The sequence below is a fragment of the Fodinibius salicampi genome (genome assembly GCF_039545095.1).
Taxonomy (GTDB): Bacteria; Bacteroidota; Rhodothermia; order Balneolales; family Balneolaceae; genus Fodinibius; species Fodinibius salicampi.
Map to the genome: position 1 here is coordinate 373,463 of NZ_BAABRS010000004.1, position 24,883 is coordinate 398,345.

Here is a 24,883-nt window from a genome sequence, read left to right on the forward strand (position 1 = left end):
TAAGATCTTTCTGTTGGTTTTTGATCGAAAAAATGGGGATACTTTTTTTACAGATACAAAGGAATTAAAGTTATTACAAACGATTAAGTAATACCCGGCATAAATTTAGGTATTGGAATGAGATTATGAGTATTGTATATGTGGATATGGATAATGTACTGGTAGATTTTCCGTGGGGAATTGATCAATTATCGGAAGAGCTCAGGCAGAAATATGAAGGCGATTTTGATGAGGTCCCAGACTTTTTCAGAGATTTGCCACCAGTGGATGGGGCAATTGAGGGATTTCGTACCCTTCAGGAACATTTCGATACCTATATACTTTCAACGGCACCCTGGAATAATCCCTCCGCATGGACAGACAAGCATTTATGGGTAAAAAAACATCTGCCCAAAACCGGACACAAACGGCTTATATTGAGTCATCACAAAAATTTAAATTACGGCGATTACCTCATCGATGACAGAAAAGCCAATGGTGTAGTAAATTTCAGGGGCGAGCATATCCATTTTGAAAGCCCTGAATTTCCCGACTGGGATTCGGTGTTGGATTACTTGCTCTAGAATTCTAAAGCTCTTCTAAAGTACCTGGGCACCCTCACCTTGTGAAATGAGTGACTGGTAATTATCAAGCTCTTTGCTAACTTGGGGATCGGTAAGATCAATCGTTTGCTGTTGCTCTGCCGCCATATAAGCCGCCTGACAGATACGTGTAATATCCAGGCCATAGTTCCAGTCCAGATAGGCATCTCTATTATCAAGAAAAGCATTTTTCATCTCCTCAAGTTCACCTACGTAGCCATATAGGTCAGCTTCGTTTGGCTGTACTGCAAGCAAGCCACGTGAGGCGGTTGATTTTTCGAGTGCCGTTTCGGCATCTGCAACTGCATCAGCAGCATCATCTCCAATAAAGACTTCGAGAGGGGATATAAGGGTATTGACTTCCATTGCGTAACCGGGACCAAGAGCATCCATGGTGATGCGAAGACCCTGTTTATCATACATCCAGGAATCGGTAAACTGTGCCTTAACTATTTGGTCGGTTTCCGGATTCCGAAAGGTAACAAGTCCCGTACAAAAATCTTCTGCCGGTGTTTCGGCGTAATCTACCCCGTATTCTTCCTTCAGCTTTTTTCGGTATTGAGGTTGGCCCCATTTAAGTAAGGAAGTGTCTGCCTGTACCGACTCAACCTGTAAAAAATCGGGAGCTTTGCCCTTGGGAGTTAAAATATGACGTGAAACAGCAATGCTGTGACAACCCATGTCGGAGAGAACACCCCCACCTTGTTTACGTGGATCCCAGAACCAGCTGTTATGAGGGCCGGCATGCTCTTCGGTACTACGAGCCAGGGTAAAAGAGCCCATGGTTTTTTGTTGAGGCTGGAGCTGTTCCAAGGCATTATTAATGGCTCGCATGTGAATTTGGTTTTCGAAATAGGCCGTTAATAAATTTACGGAATCAGCTAACTCTACCAAGCGTTGAGCCTCCGCAATAGTACGTCCCAATGGTTTTTCACAGATAATACCTCGCAGTTCCACTCCTCCCTCTACGGCATCAACAATTTCCTCTACCAATTCTACCCGGGCAAAGTTAGGAGCCAGTACCGCTACGGCGTCGCAATTTTGACAGACTTCTTCAATGGAATCATATATTTCACAATTCCCAAGGCGATTATCTTTTGCAAATTGTGCTAACTCTTGGGCACCGCTCCGGTTATAGACGGCTGTTAGCTCTAAGTTGCGCACCTGCTTCATGGCTTTAGCCATAAAATGTGCAATAAATCCTGATCCTATAAAGCCAACTCTGAGTGTTTTCATGAAGTACTATTTATTTGATCTTTTTTTGAGGACGACGATAAATACAAATGCCCTATAAACTAATAATATACACGAAAAATGCTACTTCGAATTTTAAATAAGAAATTCGCTATTTGAAAATGAGCAGATTTGTGATGATGGTAGCCCTAATCATTCATAAGATCAAGAAGTTGGTCAGTCTGTTTTTGTTTCACCTGTTGGATCGTACTTCTATCGGAAGAAGCCTTGATTTCTTCCAATGCCTTGTCCGAAAGTGATTCTTTATTTTCCTTCATTTCCACCCACAGGCGATGAAACCGTGCTGCCTGTATCGCTCCCTCCAAGGCATTAGGATTGATGCACTCCCGTGCTGCAAGGTAGCCAGGGGCACTTTCAGACCCCTGACGCAAACCCACGGTGTCTGCTGCTACAGCTGTTCCCTCTGTTTCATTGTACAGTTCTTCTAAATCCTTGGTTTCTACATCTTCCTGGATGGCTTTCTCAGCAAGATCCAGGATTTTTTTCTGGATTGGTTTTAATTCCTTATTAATTTGTCGGGTACACCAGACGGCAAACTTGCGGAGTAATTGGTCTTCCCGTTGTTCATCCAGATACTTGAGAAAGGTAGTTACCTCATCATCTTCTTCACGAACCCGTTCCCCGGTTTCGCTATCGATCATAATGATCTTTTGATCATCCGTGTCATAAATATAGATCAGATTTTTGTTCTGCTCGGTCATAAAATGTATAGGTTCTTGAATTTATATCTGTTTGTCAGGTTAAGATAACAAGTTGCATTTCACAAGTATTCCATTCATAATAGACGGTATTATAAATTAAATGGGAAATATTTATGAGTACAAATAATCGGGAGCCGGTGAGATCACTCTTTTCTTGGGCTCTTTATGACTGGGCCAACAGCGCTTTTTTTGCCGTCATCCAGACTTTTGTTTTTGCTACCTATTTTATGCAGTCTGTGGCAGAAAATGATACGCTGGGAAGTACACAGTGGGGAAATACTATAGGTGCAGCGGGATTGGTAATAGCACTTACTGCACCTTTTTTGGGTGCCGTAGCTGATCAGATGGGGCGTCGTAAGCCGTGGATCGCCTGGTTTACCTTATTATCGATCTCCGCTACGGCAGGACTATGGTTTGTAATGCCTTCTCAGGAATTTGTACTGTTAGCTCTTTCACTCGTATTTCTGGGTACCATAGGATCGGAATTTGCTATTATTTTTTACAATGCTATGCTTCCCGATTTAGCTTCAGATGAAAAAATGGGACGCTGGTCGGGTTGGTCCTGGGGGTTAGGCTATGCCGGTGGACTTGTTTGTCTCATTATAGCGCTTTTTGTGTTTGTAGATGTGGACCAACCTCCTTTTGGGTTGGAAAAGGCAGCTGCTGAGCATCTTCGTGCAACCTTCGTTTTGGTAGCCGTATGGTATGCTGTGTTTTCTCTTCCGATGTTTAGCTTTACTTCTGACCGTCCCCATACGGGAGTAACATTGTCGCAAGCAGTACGTTCTGGATGGAAACAGCTTAAAGCTTCTGTCAGTGAGGTTCGAAAATATAAGACGATTGTTCAATTTTTGATTGCTCGAATGGTCTTTATTGACGGTCTTGCGACTGTTTTTGCTTTTGGCGGTATTTATGCGGCAGGCACTTTTGATTTGGGCGAGCGGGATGTGCTTCTTTTTGGTATTGGACTAAACGTAACCGCAGGATTGGGAGCTATCGCTTTTGCCTGGCTGGATGATATACTGGGAAGCCGAAAGACCATGTTGTATTCACTGGCAGGTTTAATTGCAACTACTACTGCCGTACTTCTTGTTTTTGAGGTATTCTGGTTTTGGGTATTTGGGCTGCTGCTTGGCATTTTTGTTGGACCCGCACAAGCTGCGAGCCGAACCTATATGGCCAGGGTGGCTCCTAAAGATCTCCAGAACCAGATGTTTGGACTTTTGGCACTTTCAGGGAAAGTAACGGCTTTTGCTGGACCCTTATTAGTTGGGTGGCTGACCTTTTTTGCTGATAGCCAGCGCATAGGGATGAGTGTTATCGTAGTTCTTTTCATTATAGGTTTCATCTTGCTTTACCGCATCCCTGATGCAGAAAAAGTTATTCTTGAAAAATGAGGCCAGTAAGGAATAAAAGTCGTCTTTTATGCACTAATGTTGTACCTTAGGGGATATTCATTCGGAATAGCTTAAAAAGAAGAGCTTTCTGATATTCAACTTTAATATAATAAAATACATTACTATGAGCCGATTTGATGAACTAAAAGGAATTGTGGCCGGAGTGGAAGAAGACATGACAAAGTTTTACGAAAAAGGAAACAAGGCCGCAGGTACTCGTGCTCGTAAAGGTTTGCAGCAGCTTCGCAAGCTTTCTCAAGAGGTACGACTGGAAATTCAGGATATTAAAAACAACGGTTAATTCTGTTTGAATTTCCTTAGAAAAGCCACTGCAAAGTGGCTTTTTTTATTTATAGATTTAGACATGCTATTTTTCTCAAAAAAAATTTGTTAATGCGTTCTTCACCTAAAAACAATTTGTCTAAGTCAGCAATTAGTGCCTGGCGTGTATCCACTTTACTTTCTATGCTTTTCTTGTTTTTGATACCCCTGACTATGTGGATGATCAGCTATCTTGGGTCGGGGCAAATGTCCCTCTGGATTATTAGTGCCATTACCTTTGGTCTGGTTGTCTTAGCGGGATTAGCAATATTTTTCATTCCTGAAATTCGATGGCAACGTTGGTCTTACCAAGTCGATGAACATGAGATTGACTTGCAGAGTGGAATACTGATTATTACCCGCACTTTGGTGCCCGTAAAGCGGGTCCAGCATGTAGACACGCGCCAGGGACCTATTCTTCGTTCCTACGGATTGGCTGATGTGACTATTTCAACGGCGGCCACAACCCATCGCATTCCGGCACTGGAAGAAGAAACGGCAGAGGACGTACGAGATCGAATTTCTAAATTTGCTCGATTAGCCAAAGAAGATGTCTAAACCAGAGCGTCAACATCCCGTTGCAGCAATTACGAAGGCATTAGACGTTTTACGGGGTAACTTTATCACAATTTTGCTAGTTATTTTTATCGGTGGTGGAGACGAAGATACCTTTCTTCTTTATTGGATTATAGGAATGGTAGTACTTCTTCTTATTTGGGGAGTATTGTCCTGGTTGCGTTTTACGTTTGAGTTAAATGAAGGAGAACTTAAAATAGAACAGGGGGTGTTCGTACGGAAAAAGCTTTATTTAACTTCAGATCGTATCCAGGTAATTGATATCAGTGCGGGTGTTATACAACGAATATTTGGCCTGGTAGCAGTAGAAGTTAAGACGGCAGGCAGCTCATCCAAAGAAGCTAAGATAAGTGCGTTGAGCCGAGAAAAGGCAGAAGAGTTGAAATCAAAGCTGCGCCAGGCTGTAAATGGGAAGGAAAAGGATATTGAGCATGAAGACAGGGACGAACCGGAACAAAAGGTGTATTCGCTTACAACTCGCGATCTGCTAGTAGCTGCCTCAACATCCGGACGAATGGGAGTAGCCCTGTCAATAGTAGGAGCGGCTTTTTCACAAATAGATCAATTCATTTCAGATGAGGAAATCTATCAGTTTATTGAGGCCAATATGCCTCAATCGACTTCAGCCTCCTTAGTTATCATGTCAATTATCGGTATATTGCTCATCTCTTGGCTGTTTTCTTTTATAACCACGCTGATCACTTACTACGGCTTTAGCGTTGAAGTCCGAAAGAATGAATTATTGATTTCACGCGGATTATTTGAGCGTATTCAATTAACCATTCCCTTTAATCGTATTCAGGCTGTACAGGTTAAAGAAGGCCTTATGCGTCAACCGTTCGGTTATGTGACTTTGGTAATCGAGAGTGCCGGTTATGGAGAGAAAGAAGGTAACTCCACGGTTCTCTTTCCCCTTATCGATAAAGGTAAAATGCATGGTTTTTTGAAAGAGGTGCTTCCCGAATATAACTATGAAATGATGCAACAAGGAGCAGTGCCTCCCAAAAGGGCGTTACGCCGATATCTTATACGCACCTTGTGGTGGACTCTACCTGTTATTTTAGTAGCATGGGCAGCTATCCCATATGGGGTCTATACTTGGTTTTTATTGCCTATGGGACTGTTATTAGGTTATCAGCAGTATAGGGATGCCGGAATTTGTACTGAAGGTGATACTCTTATTATCAGTGCGCGACAATTAAGTAAAAAAACAGCTATTGTAAAGCGATATCGGATGCAGGCAACCCAATTAAAGCAAAACCCCTTTCAGAAGCGTATGACCTTGCGCGATTTTATTGTACATGTAGCAAGTGGTAATCAGGGCCGCTCTTTTTCCGTAAGAGATATAGCAGTTCAGGACGCCAACCGGTATTGGCAGTGGTTGGCAATGGAACGTCAGTCACAACCAGAGATACAGGATACACCATTCAATCACCCTGACGCCGAAGTATCAAGCGAAGATTAATAGCACATCCTTTGGTTAGGCAAAAACAAATTGGTAATAGATAGCGAGCGTTGAGGCCCCATAAATAATATGAAGGCCCAGCACATAATAGGGAATGAGCGATCCCCATTTCTGGCCCATGATTCCGGGATCAGGAATGGCTTTGTCTTCTCCGATCTCAGGATGTGTATCGGCCATAATACCCATTACGGAACCCACAAAAATACCATGACCTAGTCCCCATAATATCCCGGCTGGCCAGTTGGGTGTTACTACCATGGCTGTTAGCAGGAATACATATAATACGCCCCATCCGGCTCCAATTAGCAAATGTAAGATTATCCCAACCGTATATACCTTCTGAGTGTTTTGTGGATCGACGAAACGAGTACCTATCAGATAGGGAATGTCCAGATTTTGACCTCCCAGTTTTAACAGGTAGATGAGTAAGGTAAGGATAAATGCACCGATAAAACCAGCAAATGCTGCAATATAGAGATTAGCTTCCATAAGCCTCCAGTTTTACACAGCTAGAAAATCAAAAGCTGTTATATAAATTAAAACTTTTGATGCCTCTGCTTAATAGATAGGAATGCGGAAGCAGGAATGCAACAGGATTTATGCAGAGATGCTCGTTTAATTACTGTTAAATACTTTATTAATGGATTCTTTGAGGTCGTCCATCTGTATGGGTTTTACTAAGTAATCTATATAGTTGGTTTTCTGTGCCCTTTCCTTATAATACTGGTCAGAATTGCCAGTAATGTAGATTACCGGTACTTCTGATGATTTACGTATTTTTTGCATAGCTGTAATTCCGTCAATATCATCTTTGAGCTGTATATCCATTAAAATGATATCTGGCTCATGTTCTTGTGCTAGGGTTATGGCTTTTTCTCCAGTTGTTGCTTTTTCAACAACTTCAAACCCCATTTTGTTAATCATCCGTTCTAAAACCATAGAGATGATCATATCATCTTCTACAATGAGTACTTTCTTTGATTGATCTCTTTGCATAGCTATTTGGTAAACCCGTCACCTTAGTAAAAAACTTTAGATAGCTAATAAAGTAATTATTTTTGATTTAACCTAAAGCAACATCCAAAACCATCATAACGCTAAATCCTAGCATGGTACCCAAGGTAGCAATATCGGTATTTCCTCGATGCTGGGACTCCGGTATAAGCTCCTCAACAACTACATAAATCATGGCCCCGGCAGCAAAAGCAAGGGCATAGGGTAGTATTGGCTGGATCATGAGAACCGCTGCGGCCCCAATAACAGCAGAGATGGGTTCTACAATGCCGGAAAGCTGTCCGTACCAAAAACTTTTACCGACCGAAATCCCTTCCCGCCGAAGAGGCATGGAAACGGCCGTCCCCTCCGGAAAATTTTGGATGCCAATACCTATGGCCAGGGTTACAGCTCCCATAACAGTCGCACCTCCTGCAGCTTCAATGCCAGAGGCAGCTGCTCCAAAGAGTACGCCAATAGCCAGACCTTCGGGGATATTGTGAAGGGTAATAGCCAGTACGAGTAATGTAGCCCGCCGCCAGCTGGTAGGTAATCCTTCTGCTTCCTCTACAGGCATACCAATATGAAGGTGAGGAAGATATTCGTCACAAACTCTCAAAAATAAACCGCCACTTAGAAATCCAATGATAGCGGGCATCCACTCGATCAGACCTTGTGCCGCGGCCATATCAATAGAGGGAACAAGCAGTGACCAAAAACTGGCAGCAATCATTACCCCGGCGGCAAAGCCCATCATGGCATCCAGCAGTTTGTGGCTGACACTCTTAGTGAAAAAGACAAGGGCAGCCCCAAGTGCCGTCAAACCCCAGGTGAATAGTCCTCCAAGGAGGCTTTGATTAACAGCTCCAAGTGATAAAAACCATTCCTGTATGACTGTGATATCCATATGCTGGTATTAGAATATTAATCTTAAAAGTTCCGCAATGAGTTTACTCCTATTAATGGTTTAATAAAAATAAAATTTAGCTGGTTCTAATAATTTGATTGTACTCACTTATCTTTTAGGCTATTAACTTCGTTATTTGTCTACGACTTGCCAATCCAAAGGAATGGCAGATATTTTCTTCTGCTCATATTTAGCTTAGACTAAAATATATATTATATTAAACTTATCAAATATTTAGACTTTATAATTCCATTGCTTTCAGACTAAGCTAAAGTGGTAAGTTAGCTGTTTTATTTATATATGATTACGGCTCAAGAGTTTATTGACATCCTTATATTTTCAGTCCGTGATGGTTTTGTTCAGGTAAGTGCATTTGTAGCCCTCACGGTATTATTATTCAGCTATATACAGTATCGATCTGGGGGGCGACTTGTTAGATTTCTCGAAGAACATAAACATCTACAACCTATTGCAGGTGTTTTGCTCGGATTGACACCCGGTTGCGGTGGGGCAATTATTGCAATGCCGTTATATGTGCGTGGTTCCATTAGTTTTGGAACCGTTGTAGCAACTCTTACCGCAACGGCCGGTGATTCCGCTTTTGTTATTCTTACACAGGCCCCAGTCGCGGCTTTCTATGCGTATGGATTGGCGGCATTGGCGGGGATTCTATTTGGTTATGCTATTGATTTTTGGGGTTTGGGTACCGGTCGACTCGATCGGGCTTTTCAACAGATTAGTGCTTCAGTAATGAATGGAAGCTTAGCAACAGCCAGTGTAAGCAACAGTAAGCAAAATATCCCCAATATCAATAAAAATTGTGAGCATGATATATCTCCTGATGTTAGCAATGGTGGATTTCTGTACAAGGTTAGCCATGGAATTCATATTGCTTGGTGGGCATTGACAATAGCCGGATTAATTGCAGGTATTGAGTATTTACGTCGTGGAGCCCCAGAGGTACCCCTTGCTTTTGGACTCGATTTTCCAACCTTATTTACAGTTGCCGGACTTTTGGGTACGAGCTTATCATTCTATCTGTATGTTGTAGGACGTCGTATAATTGGGGAAGGGAGTTCGGGCCAAATGCGTGATTTTGCTAATACCTACGATACGTTTAAACATGCTGCAATGGAAACAAGTATGGTTACTGTGTGGGTTATTGCTGCATATCTGATTTATGAATATTCGATAGTTATATTCTCACTGGATATTGGAACACTGGCAGCGGCCGTAGGTATTTGGGCACCGGTAGCAGGAGCTGCGCTGGGTATTGTGCCTGGATGTGGTCCTCAGATTATTTTTGCCACGCTTTATGCAAGCAATCAAATTCCCTTTTCGGCTTTGGTGGCCAATGCTATCAGTCAAGATGGCGATGCGCTGTTTCCGCTTATGGCTATTGATATGAAAGCGGCCATTATTGCTACTATTTACACAACTATACCGGCCCTGATTGTGGGAATTTTAATCTACTATTTTTGGCCATATGCCAGCATGGGATTTGGGGTGCTCGGATAGTAAGTATGGCTATGGTAAGTACCTGTCACCCTTCGTGTTTCTTTTCCTATCAATTAGCTAAATTTGTATGAAAGGCTGATTATAAAAGGCAAAAAGGAAGAGGTATAGACTGTTTATTTCGGAGACTTTTCCTTACCTTCCTGCACTTATAGAATCTCCATTATATGGGTGATTACTTTGTTTAGAGAAGAACCTTTATTAATGGGTCGTTGTTATTGAATCCAATACCATTTTTAATTAAAAATCCTTTTCGATGAGCATTGATTTCGATAAAGAACGTTTTATGCATCGCCATAATGGTCCGGATGAAAAGCAGGAAAGTGAAATGCTTTCATCCATTGGCGCATCTTCGATTGATGAACTGATTGATCAAACTATACCCAAAGGTATACGATTGCAAGAACAGATCGATCTCGATGAACCGATGAGCGAATATCGGTTTTTGGAGGAGTTTCGCAAGCTTGCCGATAAGAATGAGATTTTCGAATCATACATTGGGATGGGGTATCACGATACGTTGACACCTAATGTGATTTTACGCAATGTACTTGAAAACCCCGGATGGTATACAGCCTACACACCTTACCAGGCTGAAATTGCTCAGGGAAGGCTCGAAGCGCTCATCAACTTTCAAACAATGGTAAGCGATTTAACGGGACGGGAGTTGGCCAATGCATCGCTCTTGGATGAAGGGACAGCTGCTGCAGAAGGGATGTCGATGCTCTATTCCATGCGGCGTGGTGCTAAACGTAAGAATGCGCATAAGTTTTTTGTTTCGGAGCTATGTCATCCACAGACAATAGATGTAGTAGAAGGACGTGCTGAACCGCTCGATATTGAAGTAGTAGTTGGCGATCACAATGAGTTGGATGTAACGGATGAAGAACTTTTTGGAATATTGCTACAGTATCCCGTCACGGATGGCACGGTGGAAGATTATTCGGATTTAATTGCGGCCTGCGAAGAAAATAACGTGCAAACAGTTGTGGCTGCCGATTTGCTGAGTCTTACCTTATTGACTCCGCCCGGTGAAATGGGAGCCGATGTTGTCGTTGGATCAACCCAGCGTTTTGGCGTCCCAATGGGATACGGCGGACCGCATGCCGCTTATTTTGCGACCCGGGAAAAATACAAGCGCAAGGTACCGGGGCGTATTATCGGTGTTACGCAGGATGAAGAAGAAAATCCCGTTTACCGGATGGCACTACAAACACGGGAGCAGCATATTCGGCGCGAAAAGGCGACATCCAATATTTGTACAGCGCAGGTTCTACTTGCAGTGATTGCAGGTTTTTACGCAGTATATCATGGTCCCAAAGGCCTGCGGCGTATTGCTGAACGTATTCATGGACTGACAAAAGTGATGGATAAAGGCCTTGAAAAGCTAGGTTTTGAAGTGGCAAACGATCTCTATTTTGATACACTTAAAGTCAGGCTTGAAAATGATGATCAGAAAGAAAAATTGCGCCGGAAAGCGCTTGATCACAAATTAAACCTACGCTATTTCGACGAGCCGGCAGTCGGCATTTCGTTTGACGAGGTTAAAGATTTGGATCACGTAGAAGTGTTGCTTTCTATTTTTGCATCCGTTGAGGACACTGACCAAACGGTGAATGTTGAAAGCTTGTCAGAAAAGATTGAGGTTGACTTTCCCTCATCACTCACTCGTACTTCTGACTATTTGGAACACCCGGTGTTTAATCTGTATCACTCCGAGCATGAGATGCTCCGCTATTTGAAGAAGCTGGAGAATAAAGACCTTTCCCTAGTCCACTCCATGATTTCGCTGGGCTCGTGTACGATGAAGCTCAATGCCACATCGGAAATGATACCACTAACATGGTCGGAATTTGGCAAGTTGCATCCGTTTGCGCCGGAAAATCAGGCCGAGGGATATCATGAATTGTTTGAAAAATTAGAATATCAGCTTGCAGCTATCACCGGATTCCCGGCTGTTTCACTGCAACCTAACTCAGGTGCGCAAGGTGAATTTTCAGGTCTGATGGCTATTCGTGCTTATCATAAGCATAGAGGTGAAAGCCATCGTAATGTGACGATTGTTCCCGATTCTGCTCATGGTACCAATCCTGCCAGTGCGGTTATGGCTGGGATGGAGGTGGTAGTAACGGAGTGCGATGAACATGGTAGTATTGATCTTGATGACCTGCGCGAAAAGGTGGAGGCAAATAAGGAAGACTTAGCTGCAATAATGATTACCTATCCGTCAACCCACGGTGTTTTTGAGGAAGACATCAGAGAAATTTGTCAGGTTATACACGAAAATGGTGGTTTGGTGTACCTGGATGGAGCGAACATGAATGCCCAAGTGGGACTAACCAGTCCGGCTGAAATTGGCGCAGATGTCTGTCACTTGAATCTGCATAAAACGTTCTGCATCCCTCATGGGGGCGGCGGACCAGGAATGGGACCCATTGCTGCGACAAAAGAACTGGCTCCGTTTCTACCCGGGAATCCTGTTATAAAAACGGGAGGAGAACATGCGATTAAAAGTATTTCAGCAGCTCCATGGGGTAGTGCCAGTATTTTGTCCATTTCATATGCTTATATCAAAATGATGGGGGCAGAAGGGCTAACTAGAGTTTCTGAAATAGCCATTCTTAATGCGAACTATCTGAAGGAACGGTTAAAGGATCACTATCCCATTTTATACACTGGAAAGAACGGCCGTACTGCTCATGAGTTTATTGTAGATTTGCGCCCTTTTAAGCAATCAGCGAATATTGAGTCCATTGACGTTGCAAAACGATTGATGGATTACGGGTTTCATGCTCCAACTATGTCATTTCCGGTGCCGGGTACATTGATGATTGAACCTACCGAAAGTGAGTCGAAAGAAGAGCTCGACCGTTTTTGTGAGGCAATGAGATCTATACGCGAAGAAATTCGGGAAATAGAAGAAGGGCAGGCAGATCCTGAAAACAATGTGCTCAAACACGCCCCGCATACCATGCGTGTAGCCATGGCAGAAGAGTGGGATCATCCGTATAGTCGGGAAAAAGCGATTTTCCCGCTTGATCATCTTCGATTCGATAAATTCTGGCCGGCTGTCAGTCGGGTGGATGATGCATATGGCGATCGGAACCTTATGTGTAATTGTGTTCCTTTGGAGGCTTATTCGGAGGGACAGCAACCTGCAGCAATTGAATGAATAAATCAAAAACGTGCTGATATAGCTATTATGGGATAAATAGTTATATCAGCTTATCAGATTTTTCAATGGTGTTCAATACTGCTTTCGATTTTGATATCCTGCATTAAAGTACGATGTACGGGGCATTTTTGTGAGATTTCCAGAATTTTTTGAATCTGTTTATCGGTAAGCTCTCCCTCAACAATCACTTCTTTTTCGATAACATCAATTTTACTTTTGGGATCCTCACAGTTGTCGCAATCCTCGGCATGCCGCTTATTATGACGAAGTTCCATGTACACATCCTCCAGGGGCCAACCCTTATGCTGTACGTACATTTTAATAGTCATTACAGTGCATGAACCGAGCGACATCAGGAGATAATCATAGGGATCGGGACCTTTATCGTTGCCTCCTTCTACACTTTCCGGTTCATCTCCAATAAGTTCATGCTTCCCGGCTGTAAGAGTGGTAGTATACTTTTCGTTTTTTGGCAGATGGATATGTACAATTTTTTGTTTGTCGGAATCTTTAGCCATAAATCGAGGGATGAAATTTTAAAGTAATGTGGATTAAAATATATACTACGAAAATATGAACAAAAATGGAGATTGGGTTTAGGAAAAGTAGGAAGATTGAACAAGAGATATAGAATATGAATATTTCAGTATTGATTAAATTTGACAGAAATCATTCATAACGATTAGTTTATAAAATCTTGACGCAGGATTAATCTACAGGCTATTCGATAGTAATATCCTTCCCTTTTATTATCGTCAAATAATCCCAAAGACAAATTTCAGATGAATAAACGAGCTGTAGAAATTGTGGTTTTGTCTGATCTTCATCTCGGTACGGTTGGATGCCATGCGATAGAATTAACGAAATATCTTAACTCAATTTCACCCGATAAGCTGATACTGAACGGCGATATCTTTGATATCTGGAATTTTAAAAAATACTACTGGCCAGACACGCATATGGAGGTAGTAAAGTGTTTTATCAGCATGTTAGCTAATGGAACGGATATTTATTATCTGACCGGAAACCATGATGAAGTGATCCGTAAGATTTCAAGTCTCCAGATTGGTCCTTTATTCGTAAAAGATAAGATGGTATTGGATCTGAATGGAGAAAAATGCTGGATTTTTCATGGTGATATTTTTGATATAGCAATGAAACAGACCAAATGGATTGCAAAAATTGGGGGAAAGGGATATGATCTGCTCATTCTGTTAAACAGAGCTATCAATTATGTTTTGAAGCAAACAGGAAGGGATAAAGTTTCTCTTTCTAAACGCATGAAAGACAGTGTTAAAAAAGCTGTTCAATTTATTGATGATTTCGAGGTAGCGGCTATGGATTTGGCCATACAGAACGGATATGACTATGTGATCTGTGGACATATTCATCAGCCGAAAGTGCGGGGATATGAAAACGAAGAAGGCTCGGTTATATATATGAACTCAGGCGATTGGGTCGAAAATTTAACAGCCCTGGAATACGATGGTAAGGAGTGGAGCATGTATAAATACGAAGAGGATAGCTTTATTGATAAAAGTAATCCGGTCGTATTACCGATCCGCAAGAAACTTAAAGAAAAAGCAGTTATAGGATGAAAATATTATACGGTATACAGGGGACAGGAATCGGACATTTGACCCGCGCGCGTGAATTATTACCGGAATTGAGTAAGCATGCTAATGTGGATGTAATAATTAGCGGACATGATAGAGATATAAGGCTGGATAAGCCGATTAAATACCACAGATCCGGAATTAGTTTAACATATAATCGCAGGGGAGGGGTTTCTGTTTTAGGGACCTTGCGAGATCTACGCCCGATTCGCTTTTTAAAAGATATCCGATCAATTTCTGCCCGAGATTATGATTTGGTAATCAGTGACTATGAACCGATATCGGCGTGGTCGGCAAGATTGGAACAGGTGCCCTCCATAGCACTTAGTCATCAGGCTTCTTTTTTATCAGATGCAACGCCACGTCCCACTGAATGTTCTACATCCGCCGAGACTATTCTTCAGCATCTTGCGCCTGCCGACCATGCAATAGGATTTCACTTTGATCGGTATGATGATTTCATCGAACCTCCCATTATTCGTTCGGACATTCGCAAGGCACAGGTAAAGCGGTGGAACCATATTACGGTTTACCTTCCAGCCTATCATCATAAAGTACTTCAGGATATTTTTGCTCCTTTTACCCACGTCAACTGGCATATATTCTCTCCATCTTGTTCAGATGCCTTTGAGGAGGAGCATTGTCTGGTTCATCCGATAGGATACCAATCCTTTTTAGAAAGTTTTGCTTCCTGCAGTGGTATTATTTGTGGAGCGGGTTTTGAAACCTGTGCTGAAGCTATGTATCTGGGGAAAAAGATGCTGACAGTTCCTATCCAAAACCAGTATGAGCAGGCTTGCAATGCTGCCGCTCTTCGGGGAATGGGAGTGGTAACTCTGGATACCCTTCATGATCGTTCGCTTGCGCTCTGGAACTGGCTTGAAGATTACAAAACGGTAACTATTAATGAAATTGCTGATCCAAAAGAGGTGGTTAATAATCTTCTTACAATAGGAACTAAAAAAGATAAGGCTATGGCCTGATAAAACGGATCAACGGACTCTTTTACTTATTCAGAGTTTATATCAATACCATATTTCTCTTTAAGTACATTCAGGTGATGTTTTTCATGACCAACGATAATATGGACCAAAGCCCTGACAGATAGTTCCATCCCATTGGCGGTACCCATGCGTTGCGTCTGTTCTTCATCGAAACTGCTGAACAGACTGATATTGGCATTCCGCTGAGCGTCGTATTCTGCAGACAAACTTTGAAGGCTTCGCTCATCAAAAGAAGCGTGGGCCACATAGTCATCTTGGTTGTAGCCCGGGAGTGACTTTTGTTCGCCCCGTGCAATACTGAGCGCCCGATAAGCCATAATCCTTTCCGTATCAATAAGGTGACCAATAACCTGCTTTACACTCCATTTATCTTTTTCATAGCGGTGATCAGCTTTGTCCGGGGTAAGCCGTTGAATCAGAGTATAGGTTTTTTGTCCCTGTTCAATAAGCATTTGGAGGGCATTAGATCCGTTAACCAGACTAATATATCCTTCATAGAAATCACCATATTCATAGGGTGCGGGATGATTATCTTCCCAGGTAAAAAGAGCCATAATTATTCATACATTTTTTGTTAATGTTCCTAATATTAGGAGATCATTTACTGATAAGAAAATATAAATATAAAAAAGGCCGGATTACTCCGGCCTCATAAAATACAGTAAGACAGAAAGTAATCATTTATTTACTTCATGGCTCTCATATGTTGCTTTACCTGATTCATTACCATTAATGATGGTAACTTGTGTATATGGATAAGCAACACCATCTACAGTATTCCAATCCGAATGACGATTTTCAACCGTTACCTCGCTACCCATTTGAGGATTGAATTGCTTATAACGAATGATATCAGGATAGTTTGTTTCTTGGTTTAGCAATATGGCAACATTTGAATCATCCACAGTTACATTAAGCTTATTGTAGGTAGTACCACCTACCTCTTCAGTACCCAGAAACTGTGGATTAACTTCCCCAGCATTCAAAGCAATAGAAACAAAGCTTTTGTTTAGCGTACTTTTAAGGCTATTGGCCATCTGGGGAGGGAGAGATCGTTCTTGTCCGCCAGCTGTCATGGTTCCCGATCCGCCCTTGTAAGAGAGTTGAACTTTACCCATGGGGGCTTGAATCGTTTGCTCAATAGCATCAGGATAATCAACAGTCATAGTTGTTTGCATGGTTTGTCCCTGCTGCTGTACTTGTCCGGATACAGTTAGCGTATTGAGTTCTGTATCGGGACTAATTACCGCATCGGCCATTTGGTTGAGCAGTTGCTGTCCTTTCTCTGCATCTCCTTTGACTACTTCCTGCTCTCCGCTACCAGGTTCGGGAATACTGATGTCAATTTCGTTGACCTTCCCATATTTCTCCAGCTGATCTCCGATTTCATCTTTGTTGCCGACGACCAAGATCTGGAGGTTACCTGGATCCAGATATTCCTGAGCTACAGACTGGACATCTTCAATAGTTGTCTCTTTTACATCCTCGATATATTGTTCAAAGGCATTACTGGGCAATCCACGATACGCATAGGACATTTGCTGGCTCAGCACTTCTTCATAGCTGTCATATTCAAAAACAGCAGAATTCAAGATCTGATCTTTAGTATCCTGCAGTTCTTTTTCAGTAATAGGTTCGTTTTGTAGCCGTTCAATTTGTTCAATAATGGCATCAATGGCTTCGGCAGTGGTCGAGCTTTTTGTCTGAACACCTGCGTAGAATACACCGGGATAAAAGCTATTCATGCCGTATCGTCCGTAGACCGAATAGGCTAACCCCATTTCAGAGCGAACAATCTGTAACAGGCGTCCCGAAAATCCACCGCTGAGTACCTGGTTCATAACCTGTACTTTGGCATAGTCCGGATTGTCGCGCAATCCACCGATATGTCCCAGCATAACGAAGCTCTGGTTTACATCCGGCTTATTGATAAAGTTGATAGAGCTTTGGGGCTCGTAATCTACTTCGGGAAATTCAAGGGTAGTTTCGTCTCCCGCCGGTAGTTGTCCAAAGGTTTCTTCCAGTTTTTCTTTCATCTCTTCAGAATCGAAGTCCCCAACGACTCCTACCATCATGTTTTCAGCTGTAAAGTGCTCATCATGGAAATTTACTAAGTCTTCCCGGCTGATATTGTTAACTGTTTCATACTCTGTATTGCGTCCATATCGAGTATCGGGACCGTAAATAAGGCGCTGGAATTCTCGTGTTCCGATTTGCTGAATATTATCATTTCGGCGCGATATACTGGATTTTGTTTGGGTTTTAGCCAACTCAATCTTCTCATCGGGGAATGCCGGATTTGTCAGTACATCTACAAAGACAGGGATTAGGTTTTCAAAATCTTCCTTGAGAACATTCATACTGGCGGTGCCATTAGTAAAACTAATACCTGTTTCAATGCTTGCTGCCCGATTTTCAAGTAAGGCATTGAGTGAGTCAGCGGGATAGGTTTCCGTTCCACCTGATCGCATGACTGTACCCGTGATCGAAGCAAGTCCTGCTTTTTCGTTCGGAACCAATACCCCACCGGTTCGTATTCGGGCATTTACATTGATCAGGGGTAGTTCTGTATCCTCAACCAAATAAAAGGTAATGCCATTGTCGGTGGTATAGGTTTCTACTTCTGGTCTTTGGAAATCATTAAGTTCCGGGAAATTTAAATTTTCATGTGGCGATTCGCCGGTTTGCTGTGCATGAGCCACTTTGGTAGTCTGAGTACTAAAGGTGATCAAAGAAACTAATACACAGAGAATGCTAAATCTCTTCATAATAGTTGAGTTCTGGATATTGAAAGAATTCTGAATAGATTGATTAGTTATTAGCATTGGTATCCCCCTCATTATTTGAATTCTTATTAACGATGACCCCAATGGTGCGATTATCTTTAGTGAGGTATTCCTGGGCTACACGCTGAATATCGTAGACGGTAACCTGCTGGAGCTCCTCGAGGTCAGTGAATACCTTGCGCCAGTCTCCACGCAGACTTTCTGCGGATGCCAGGGAGGAAGCCAATCCCGAATTGGAGTCAAGGCTTCGGATGAGGTTGGCACGTGCGTTAGTTCGGGCACGGTCAAGCGCCTCCTGAGATATTTCTCCCTCTTTTACCTTTTCAATCTCTTCCAGGATAGAGGCTTCAATAGTATCCACACTAACTCCTTGATTTGGGATGGCCAGAGTAGCAAATAAGGTTTCATACTTTTGACCGGGATAGCCATTAAAAGCAGTGACTTGAAGTGCCGTTTGTTCCTCATCAACCATACGTTTATATAGAATTGAGGTTCGGCCGCCAGATAAAATACTGCCCAGCAGCTGCAGTGCTTTAGAATCCGGATGATCCTGGGAAACAGTATGATATCCCATGAGGAAATAGGGCTGTGATTGGCCCTCTATCGTAAATCGTCGCTCTCCTCGCTGTTCTGGTTCTTTAGTATATACAGGAGGCGGCTTGGGACCAGGTTCTATATCTCCAAAGTACTTTTTGGCGAACTCTTTAGCTTCTTCCGGGTTGACATCGCCTGCTATTGCAAATGTAATATTGTTAGGTACATAGTAGGTGTTATAAAACTCTCTGGCATCTTCCATCGTGGTAGCGGTAATATCAGAATGCCATCCTACCGTTGGCCGGCCGTAAGGATGAGCAGTGAAAGCGACAGCTGTAAACTCTTCAACTAAGCGGCCAATAGGTTGCGATTCGGAACGCATGCGACGTTCTTCACGTACTACCTCTTTTTCTTTATAGAATTCGCGAAATACCGGGTTTTTGAATCGGTCGGATTCCAGGCTAAACCAAAGCTCAAGGCGATTTTCCGGGAGGCTGTAAAAGTAATTGGTACGGTCCTGACTAGTGGTGGCATTCATGCCGGTACCGCCATTTCGATCTATAATCTGAGAAAATTCATTGTTAACGACATATTCTCCTGCCTTTTCCTGGAGATCTTCGAACTGGCTCCAGAGAGTATCTATTTTAGCGGAGTCTGGTTGGGTGCTGTATTTTTCGGCTAACCATTCTTGGTAGGTGTTATCGAGTTCTTCAAGCACTTCCTGTTCTTTCTGCCAATTGGTAGTGCCTACGGTATGTGTTCCCTTAAAAGCCATATGTTCAAAAATATGGGCCATACCGGTATGACCCACAGGCTCATTTGCGCCTCCTACATTTACATAAGTGGCGAAACTGACGACAGGGGCTACCGGTCGTTCGATAATGATAAAAGTGAGTCCATTATCAAGGGTGAACTCGGTTACTTTTTCTTCAAAATCTTCGAGTGATTGTGCTTGAGTCAACTGACTGGATGTGGCAAATAGCACAAGCAGCAATCCCAAGATCCAGGTACTGGTTTTGAGTCTCATATATACTCCCGATTTAAGTTAGAAAGATTATCGCTATTAACTTCTTAAAAGGACTATCTCTTTTGATCCACCCATTGAAGGCCAACGTGTGGTTTGTAATTTATTAATGGTCCTCTAATTAACTAAAGAAGAAATTTTGGTACAACATCAGCAAGGCTGTACGAAAAAAAGGCAAAAAGGTTACAAAAAGAATATTTGCTTGAAAAATAGGGTACGATTTACAGATGAGCTTATATAGACCCTCTTTCAAACTTATTAGATGCTACTTAAGATAAAGGATCAAGTATATGATGAACAGATTGTTACGGACATTGAGTACACAATCCGATAGAGAAATCCAATGTATATGGTGCAATCCCTGAGATAGGAAATACCGTTCCAGTGTTTAGAAAAAAACTGTTATGACTCTTGACTTTCAAGAAATTCACGGGTGATTTTCTGGGTTTGTTCAGCCCCCATATATTTTTCCAGATCGTAAAGCGATACCTTCTTTTCCCCACCATCAAATGAATAGGTGAGATGGCCATTTTCAATTTCGCTTTTAACCTCGTCAGTCGTCATATCCAACATTTTCCCAACTTCTTCCAGTGTGAACATCGAACGCATATGCTAACAATATTTTGATGTAGAAATAGTTAATTTCACTTTTGACGTAGGCTAAATATATAAAAATTGAACTTTATTGCTATGTCAAATTCTTAATTTTTTCAGAGTTCTTTTTGAGCATGAAAATCAGCTTGTTTTCTTAACCTCTGTATGCCTAAAGCAACTGACAAGGTGATCGTTTACTAAACCTGTAGCCTGCAGGTGAGCATACATGGTAGTACTGCCTACAAATTTGAAGCCTCTTTTCTTTAGATCGGCACTAAATTTATCGGATAATGGGGTTGTGGCAGGTACCTGATTCTGGCGTTGCCAGTTATTTTGGATGGGCTCCCCATCTACAAACGACCAGATATATTTACTAAAGCTTCCGTGGCTTTCCTGGATGGCTATGAATTGTTGTGCATTATGGATTGCCGCACGAATTTTGCGCTCGTTACGAACAATTTCTTTGTTTTTAAGTAGTTTTTGAATTTTTTGTTCATCAAAACGAGCCACTTTTTGGATATCAAAATTGGCAAATGCCTTTCGATAGCCTTCCCGTTTTTTTAAGATAGTACTCCAGCTTAATCCTGCCTGTGCGCTCTCAAGGGTAATAAATTCGAATTGTGTGCGATCATCATACACTGGCACACCCCATTCTTCGTCATGATAACATACATATTGATCGAACGTATTGAGACACCACGGACATCTGTTTTTCATAATTGCCTTTTTGTTAAATGAAGGTTAAAGTTCGCCTTGATTAAAGGTATCAATAATCCATAAGACTAGAGACCAATGCACTGGGAAAAACTCGTAGATGAATTTGCAGATAAAAGTGATATAAGTAAAGTCCTTTCCAATCAGGTTGAATCGCTAACTCATTTTTTGGAAAAGGTTGTTCGAAAAAAAGAAGAGGATGATTTTCTGCAAGAGCTGGTGAACCTGCCGAAGCTGGCAGCAAAGGCTTTCGATGAAGGAGATGATGAGGCTTTTGATGAGATGGAAGAGCTGATTGCCTCTTTTTCAACCGATGAAATTACGCGGTTGCTACGTTACTATACCGTCTTTTTTCACCTGATGAATTCACAGGAGCAGCGGGAAATTACCCGTATTAACAGGGATCGGGCTATGCATACCGATCCGGAATCTCCACGCAGCGAAAGTATTGGAGAAGCAATTTATTTCCTAAAGGAGGAAGGGTACTCAGCAAAAGAGGCTGCAGAGGTTATTGCGAAGCTGGATATCCAGCCAACAATTACAGCACATCCCACCGAGGCACGTCGACACAGTGTGCTGCAGAAACAGCAGCATATAACGCGAATGATTGATGAACTACGTCAGGGAAGCCTTACTCCGGATGAGCAGATTGCACAGACAATGGATATTCTTAATGAAATCCACCTTTTGCTGGCTACTGATGAAGTACGGACAGAAAAAGTAACGGTGGAAGATGAGGTCGAAAACGGCATGTTTTATTTTATGAATGCCATCTGGGAAACAGTGCCAGTGCTCTATGATGATCTTCGCAATGCCTTCAATACTTATTATGATGAGGTTCCCGACTTATCCACTATTTTGCGCTACCGTTCCTGGATTGGCAGCGATCGGGATGGGAATCCCAATGTTACCTCGGATGTAACCTGGGATACTATTTTAGAACAGCGGGAGAATGTAATGCTTCTTTATTTGGAAGAGCTGGATGAATTACGCAGCTATCTTAGTATTTCTCAAAATAAATATAAAATTTCAGAGGAACTGGATGCTTCGCTTAAAAGGGATGAAGAAAACGACCAGCTCTCAGAGCGTTACCAGCGGCTGTATAAGCAAGAGCCTTATCGCCGAAAGGTGACCCATATGATGCATAAGCTGGAAGAGCAGCTAGAGGCCATAGAGTCTGATAGCCGTTCATATATTTGCAGGAAAGCAGACGAATATACGGCTGAAGACTTTAAGTCTGAACTTAAACTTATCGCCGAAAGCTTGCGCCAATCGGGCTTGGAGGAAGTTGGATCTGTAGGTAAACTTGAGCATTTGATTGTGCGGGCAGAAACCTTTGGTTTCCACATGGCGGCACTTGATATTCGCCAGCACAGTGGAGTCCATGAACATGCGGTGTCTGAACTTCTATCTATCGCTGAGGTTACGGATAATTACGCCGACCTTCCAGAAGAGGAGAAGCTTGAAGTTCTTACAAGCGAACTCAGCAATCCGCGTCCCTTGTCGCCGGTAAAGGTGCAGCTAAGTGACCAAACCACGCAGATGTTGAAGGTCTTTTCGCTTATTGGTGATTTATTAGCCCTCGATAAGAACAGTTTCGGGAGCTATATCATAAGCATGACCCATGGAGTTAGTGACATGCTGGAGGTCTTGGTTCTGGCCAAAGAACGAGGTCTGTGGAATGAAGAAGGTGGAGAGGTATACAGTGATATAGATGTTGTTCCTCTTTTTGAAACTATTGAGGACCTTGAAGTATGCGGGGACTTAATGAGCCAGATGTATGAGAGTGATCTTTACCAGAAACAATTGCAGGCCAGGGGTAACATTCAGGAAATTATGCTTGGTTATTCCGACAGTAACAAGGATGGGGGCTACTGGATGGCGAACTGGGCATTGGAAAAGGCGCAGCAAGACCTTGGGCGGGTCTGCCGGAAATACGATATGGATTTCCGTCTGTTCCACGGACGTGGTGGAACTGTTGGTCGAGGGGGTGGACGATCAAATAAAGCGATTCTGGCATTGCCTCCAATCAGTAATAATGGTCGTATTCGTTTTACTGAACAGGGAGAGGTGATATCTTTCCGGTACTCGCTGGCTTCTATTACGCGTCGGCACCTGGAACAGATCGTAAATGCTATGATTCGGGTAACAGTTGCAGAGCAGGGCTTTTCGGATGAAGAAAATGAGTTTTTTCAAACAATGGAGCAACTTTCCAAACGTTCCATGAAGGCATATCGGGAACTCATTGACGATGAGGATTTTTGGCCTTGGTATACTTCAAAGACACCTATTGAGCATATTAGTCGCCTGCCTATTGCATCGCGACCGGTTTCTCGGGGGAGTACCAAGACGGCAGATTTTGAAAATCTGCGGGCTATTCCGTGGGTATTTGCCTGGACTCAGGTTCGATATAATGTGCCGGGTTGGTACGGCATTGGGGTAGCTCTCCAGGAGATGCTTGAGAAGGATGAAGGGACTCTTGATAAGTTTCGGCAATGGTATGAGGATGGGATCTTCTTCAATACCATTTTAGACAATGCGCAACGGGAAATGGCTCGTACACATATACCTACTTCCACCATTTATGAGGATATCGATGACGGATCGTTCCACGAAGAGATAACGGAAGACTTTAGAAAGGCGGAAGCAGCTATCAAAAAGATAACTGATCAGGAATATATCCTGGAAAACAGTCAGGTTATCAAAAAGTCTATCCGGTTTAGAAATCCGTTTACATATCCATTAAATATGATGCAGGTAGAATTGTTGAATCGCTGGAATGAAGGTCCGGAAGCAGAGGAGGAAGAGCCGTTAAGAAATGCCCTTTTCCTCAGCATCAACGGTATTGCCGCTGCTATGCAGAGTACAGGCTAAAAGTTAAGAATTAGGAGCTGGGGATTTACGAATTAGCATCATCTTGTTTTCAGTTCGTAATCCCTAATTCCTAACTAATTCTTTCATCTGACGGCGAAATTTCGGGGCTCCACCGTTAGCCGGATGCCGAACTGCAGTATGTGAAATACCGAAATGGTTTAAACTTTGTTCGCATTTGCGTCCTACTGCAATAATTTCAGCATCGGAGTATAACTCAAGGAATAATTTAAGGGCCGGATAACCAGTTTCAAGCTCATCGTCTGTAGGAGTTCGATTACTGAGTAGCCCATCCTCCGGATCGTAGGGGTGCCAGGGAAGCGCATTCCATAAAACTGTTTGATAGGGATCAATTTCCAGTTGATAGAGCGCCTTCCACATAATGGTAGCCGTAGGTTCCGACATTCCCTTGGCATTCACTTCTTTCTTGCTGGTGCGTTTAGGTTCTATTCCCCGAAAAGCACCATCCGCAGGAATGCCATGTACTGGTTTATGATGGCCTAACAAAATACGTTCCGAAGTCATGGCAATACCAGTAAAATGGCCTCCCTGGTAGCCGAGTGCCTCTGCAATTAAGAGATAATTTGCCGTTTGGAAGCGTTCGGATAAATAGGTACGTAGTTGCTCACGTCGGATACGCGGACAGTCTTCTGATCGATCGTGCTGTGGATCGCGCTGGTACCATGGATTAAAAAAAGCTCCTTCCGGGGTTTCGCGTAACAACTCAAAAAGGGCATTGAGATCAGCCATTATGAAAAAAAGTAGATTAAAATTTGTTATGAATGGTGGTTATTTTGAAGTTTCCTAATATAGTGCACAGAGAAACCATAAGAAAAAAGTTTTCGACTTTGAACT

The 24,883-nt window shown here is 42.6% G+C and carries 22 protein-coding genes; 10 read left to right on the forward strand and 12 right to left on the reverse strand.

The window, feature by feature from the left end; all coding sequences use genetic code 11:
- Positions 1–125 precede the first annotated feature (125 nt).
- The gene (locus tag ABEB05_RS15170; RefSeq protein WP_265791005.1) at positions 126–563 is read left to right on the forward strand and encodes a 5' nucleotidase, NT5C type; all 438 of its coding nucleotides are present in this window, start codon (positions 126–128) and stop codon (positions 561–563) included.
- A gap of 15 nt (positions 564–578) precedes the next feature.
- Here the strand turns inward: ABEB05_RS15170 and ABEB05_RS15175 are convergent, their stop codons facing one another.
- Together ABEB05_RS15175 and ABEB05_RS15180 are read right to left on the reverse strand one after the other, a co-directional pair.
- A complete protein-coding gene (locus tag ABEB05_RS15175) occupies positions 579–1,817 on the reverse strand; it encodes a Gfo/Idh/MocA family protein (protein WP_265791003.1) in 1,239 nt (412 codons plus the stop codon).
- A gap of 146 nt (positions 1,818–1,963) precedes the next feature.
- Positions 1,964–2,536 carry a hypothetical protein gene (locus ABEB05_RS15180; RefSeq protein WP_265791001.1) on the reverse strand — a complete coding sequence of 191 codons (573 nt, stop codon included), beginning with the start codon at positions 2,534–2,536 and terminating at the stop codon, positions 1,964–1,966.
- Positions 2,537–2,649: 113 nt separating this feature from the next.
- Here ABEB05_RS15180 and ABEB05_RS15185 point away from each other — a divergent pair, with 113 nt between their 5' ends.
- From ABEB05_RS15185 to ABEB05_RS15200, 4 genes are all read left to right on the forward strand, one after another.
- Positions 2,650–3,933 carry an MFS transporter gene (locus tag ABEB05_RS15185; protein WP_265790999.1) on the forward strand — a complete coding sequence of 428 codons (1,284 nt, stop codon included), beginning with the start codon at positions 2,650–2,652 and terminating at the stop codon, positions 3,931–3,933.
- A gap of 124 nt (positions 3,934–4,057) precedes the next feature.
- Positions 4,058–4,234, forward strand: coding sequence for a histone H1 (locus tag ABEB05_RS15190; protein ID WP_265790997.1), 177 nt, complete (start codon positions 4,058–4,060; stop codon positions 4,232–4,234).
- A gap of 92 nt (positions 4,235–4,326) precedes the next feature.
- Positions 4,327–4,812: a PH domain-containing protein gene (locus ABEB05_RS15195; RefSeq protein WP_265790995.1), complete on the forward strand. Its 486-nt coding sequence runs from the start codon at positions 4,327–4,329 to the stop codon at positions 4,810–4,812.
- The gene (locus tag ABEB05_RS15200; RefSeq protein ID WP_265790993.1) at positions 4,805–6,295 is read left to right on the forward strand and encodes a PH domain-containing protein; all 1,491 of its coding nucleotides are present in this window, start codon (positions 4,805–4,807) and stop codon (positions 6,293–6,295) included. Before ABEB05_RS15195 ends, ABEB05_RS15200 begins: the two co-directional genes overlap by 8 nt.
- 15 nt (positions 6,296–6,310) lie before the next feature.
- On the opposite strand, the gene ABEB05_RS15205 is transcribed toward ABEB05_RS15200, so the two are convergent.
- The 3 genes from ABEB05_RS15205 to ABEB05_RS15215 all read right to left on the reverse strand — a co-directional run bounded on the left by ABEB05_RS15205 (position 6,311) and on the right by ABEB05_RS15215 (position 8,195).
- Positions 6,311–6,784, reverse strand: coding sequence for a hypothetical protein (locus ABEB05_RS15205; RefSeq protein WP_265790991.1), 474 nt, complete (start codon positions 6,782–6,784; stop codon positions 6,311–6,313).
- A gap of 126 nt (positions 6,785–6,910) precedes the next feature.
- The gene (locus ABEB05_RS15210; RefSeq protein ID WP_265790989.1) at positions 6,911–7,291 is read right to left on the reverse strand and encodes a response regulator; all 381 of its coding nucleotides are present in this window, start codon (positions 7,289–7,291) and stop codon (positions 6,911–6,913) included.
- Positions 7,292–7,358: 67 nt separating this feature from the next.
- Positions 7,359–8,195: a ZIP family metal transporter gene (locus tag ABEB05_RS15215; RefSeq protein WP_265790987.1), complete on the reverse strand. Its 837-nt coding sequence runs from the start codon at positions 8,193–8,195 to the stop codon at positions 7,359–7,361.
- Positions 8,196–8,495: 300 nt separating this feature from the next.
- Here ABEB05_RS15215 and ABEB05_RS15220 point away from each other — a divergent pair, with 300 nt between their 5' ends.
- On the forward strand, positions 8,496–9,713 hold the full coding sequence (locus tag ABEB05_RS15220) for a putative manganese transporter (protein WP_265790985.1): 1,218 nt from the start codon (positions 8,496–8,498) through the stop codon (positions 9,711–9,713).
- Positions 9,714–9,966: 253 nt separating this feature from the next.
- Complete coding sequence (gcvP, locus tag ABEB05_RS15225; protein WP_265790983.1) at positions 9,967–12,882, forward strand: aminomethyl-transferring glycine dehydrogenase; 2,916 nt, start codon at positions 9,967–9,969, stop codon at positions 12,880–12,882.
- Between the two features lie 65 nt (positions 12,883–12,947).
- Here gcvP and ABEB05_RS15230 read toward each other — a convergent pair whose 3' ends face one another.
- The gene (locus ABEB05_RS15230; RefSeq protein ID WP_265790981.1) at positions 12,948–13,403 is read right to left on the reverse strand and encodes an OsmC family protein; all 456 of its coding nucleotides are present in this window, start codon (positions 13,401–13,403) and stop codon (positions 12,948–12,950) included.
- A gap of 264 nt (positions 13,404–13,667) precedes the next feature.
- On the opposite strand from ABEB05_RS15230, the gene ABEB05_RS15235 reads away from it, so the two are divergent.
- Both ABEB05_RS15235 and ABEB05_RS15240 read left to right on the forward strand, forming a co-directional pair.
- Positions 13,668–14,483 carry a UDP-2,3-diacylglucosamine diphosphatase gene (locus ABEB05_RS15235; RefSeq protein ID WP_265790979.1) on the forward strand — a complete coding sequence of 272 codons (816 nt, stop codon included), beginning with the start codon at positions 13,668–13,670 and terminating at the stop codon, positions 14,481–14,483.
- Positions 14,480–15,484, forward strand: a complete 1,005-nt coding sequence (locus ABEB05_RS15240; RefSeq protein ID WP_265790977.1) for a glycosyltransferase family protein — start codon at positions 14,480–14,482, stop codon at positions 15,482–15,484. The genes ABEB05_RS15235 and ABEB05_RS15240 overlap by 4 nt, the downstream gene beginning before the upstream one ends.
- 26 nt (positions 15,485–15,510) lie before the next feature.
- Here the strand turns inward: ABEB05_RS15240 and ABEB05_RS15245 are convergent, their stop codons facing one another.
- The 5 genes from ABEB05_RS15245 to ABEB05_RS15265 form a co-directional block, all read right to left on the reverse strand.
- Positions 15,511–16,059: a DinB family protein gene (locus ABEB05_RS15245; protein ID WP_265790975.1), complete on the reverse strand. Its 549-nt coding sequence runs from the start codon at positions 16,057–16,059 to the stop codon at positions 15,511–15,513.
- A gap of 123 nt (positions 16,060–16,182) precedes the next feature.
- Complete coding sequence (locus ABEB05_RS15250; protein ID WP_265790973.1) at positions 16,183–18,273, reverse strand: M16 family metallopeptidase; 2,091 nt, start codon at positions 18,271–18,273, stop codon at positions 16,183–16,185.
- A 43-nt stretch (positions 18,274–18,316) separates the two neighbouring features.
- Entirely contained in the window at positions 18,317–19,852 is a 1,536-nt protein-coding gene (locus tag ABEB05_RS15255; protein WP_265790971.1) for a M16 family metallopeptidase, read from the reverse strand.
- Positions 19,853–20,251: 399 nt separating this feature from the next.
- On the reverse strand, positions 20,252–20,458 hold the full coding sequence (locus ABEB05_RS15260; RefSeq protein WP_265790969.1) for a hypothetical protein: 207 nt from the start codon (positions 20,456–20,458) through the stop codon (positions 20,252–20,254).
- 126 nt (positions 20,459–20,584) lie between these two features.
- Positions 20,585–21,160, reverse strand: coding sequence for a DNA-3-methyladenine glycosylase I (locus tag ABEB05_RS15265; RefSeq protein ID WP_265790967.1), 576 nt, complete (start codon positions 21,158–21,160; stop codon positions 20,585–20,587).
- Positions 21,161–21,235: 75 nt separating this feature from the next.
- On the opposite strand from ABEB05_RS15265, the gene ppc reads away from it, so the two are divergent.
- Positions 21,236–24,031: a phosphoenolpyruvate carboxylase gene (gene ppc, locus ABEB05_RS15270; RefSeq protein WP_265790965.1), complete on the forward strand. Its 2,796-nt coding sequence runs from the start codon at positions 21,236–21,238 to the stop codon at positions 24,029–24,031.
- Between the two features lie 63 nt (positions 24,032–24,094).
- On the opposite strand, the gene ABEB05_RS15275 is transcribed toward ppc, so the two are convergent.
- The gene (locus ABEB05_RS15275) at positions 24,095–24,778 is read right to left on the reverse strand and encodes a uracil-DNA glycosylase (RefSeq protein ID WP_265790964.1); all 684 of its coding nucleotides are present in this window, start codon (positions 24,776–24,778) and stop codon (positions 24,095–24,097) included.
- Positions 24,779–24,883: the final 105 nt, after the last annotated feature.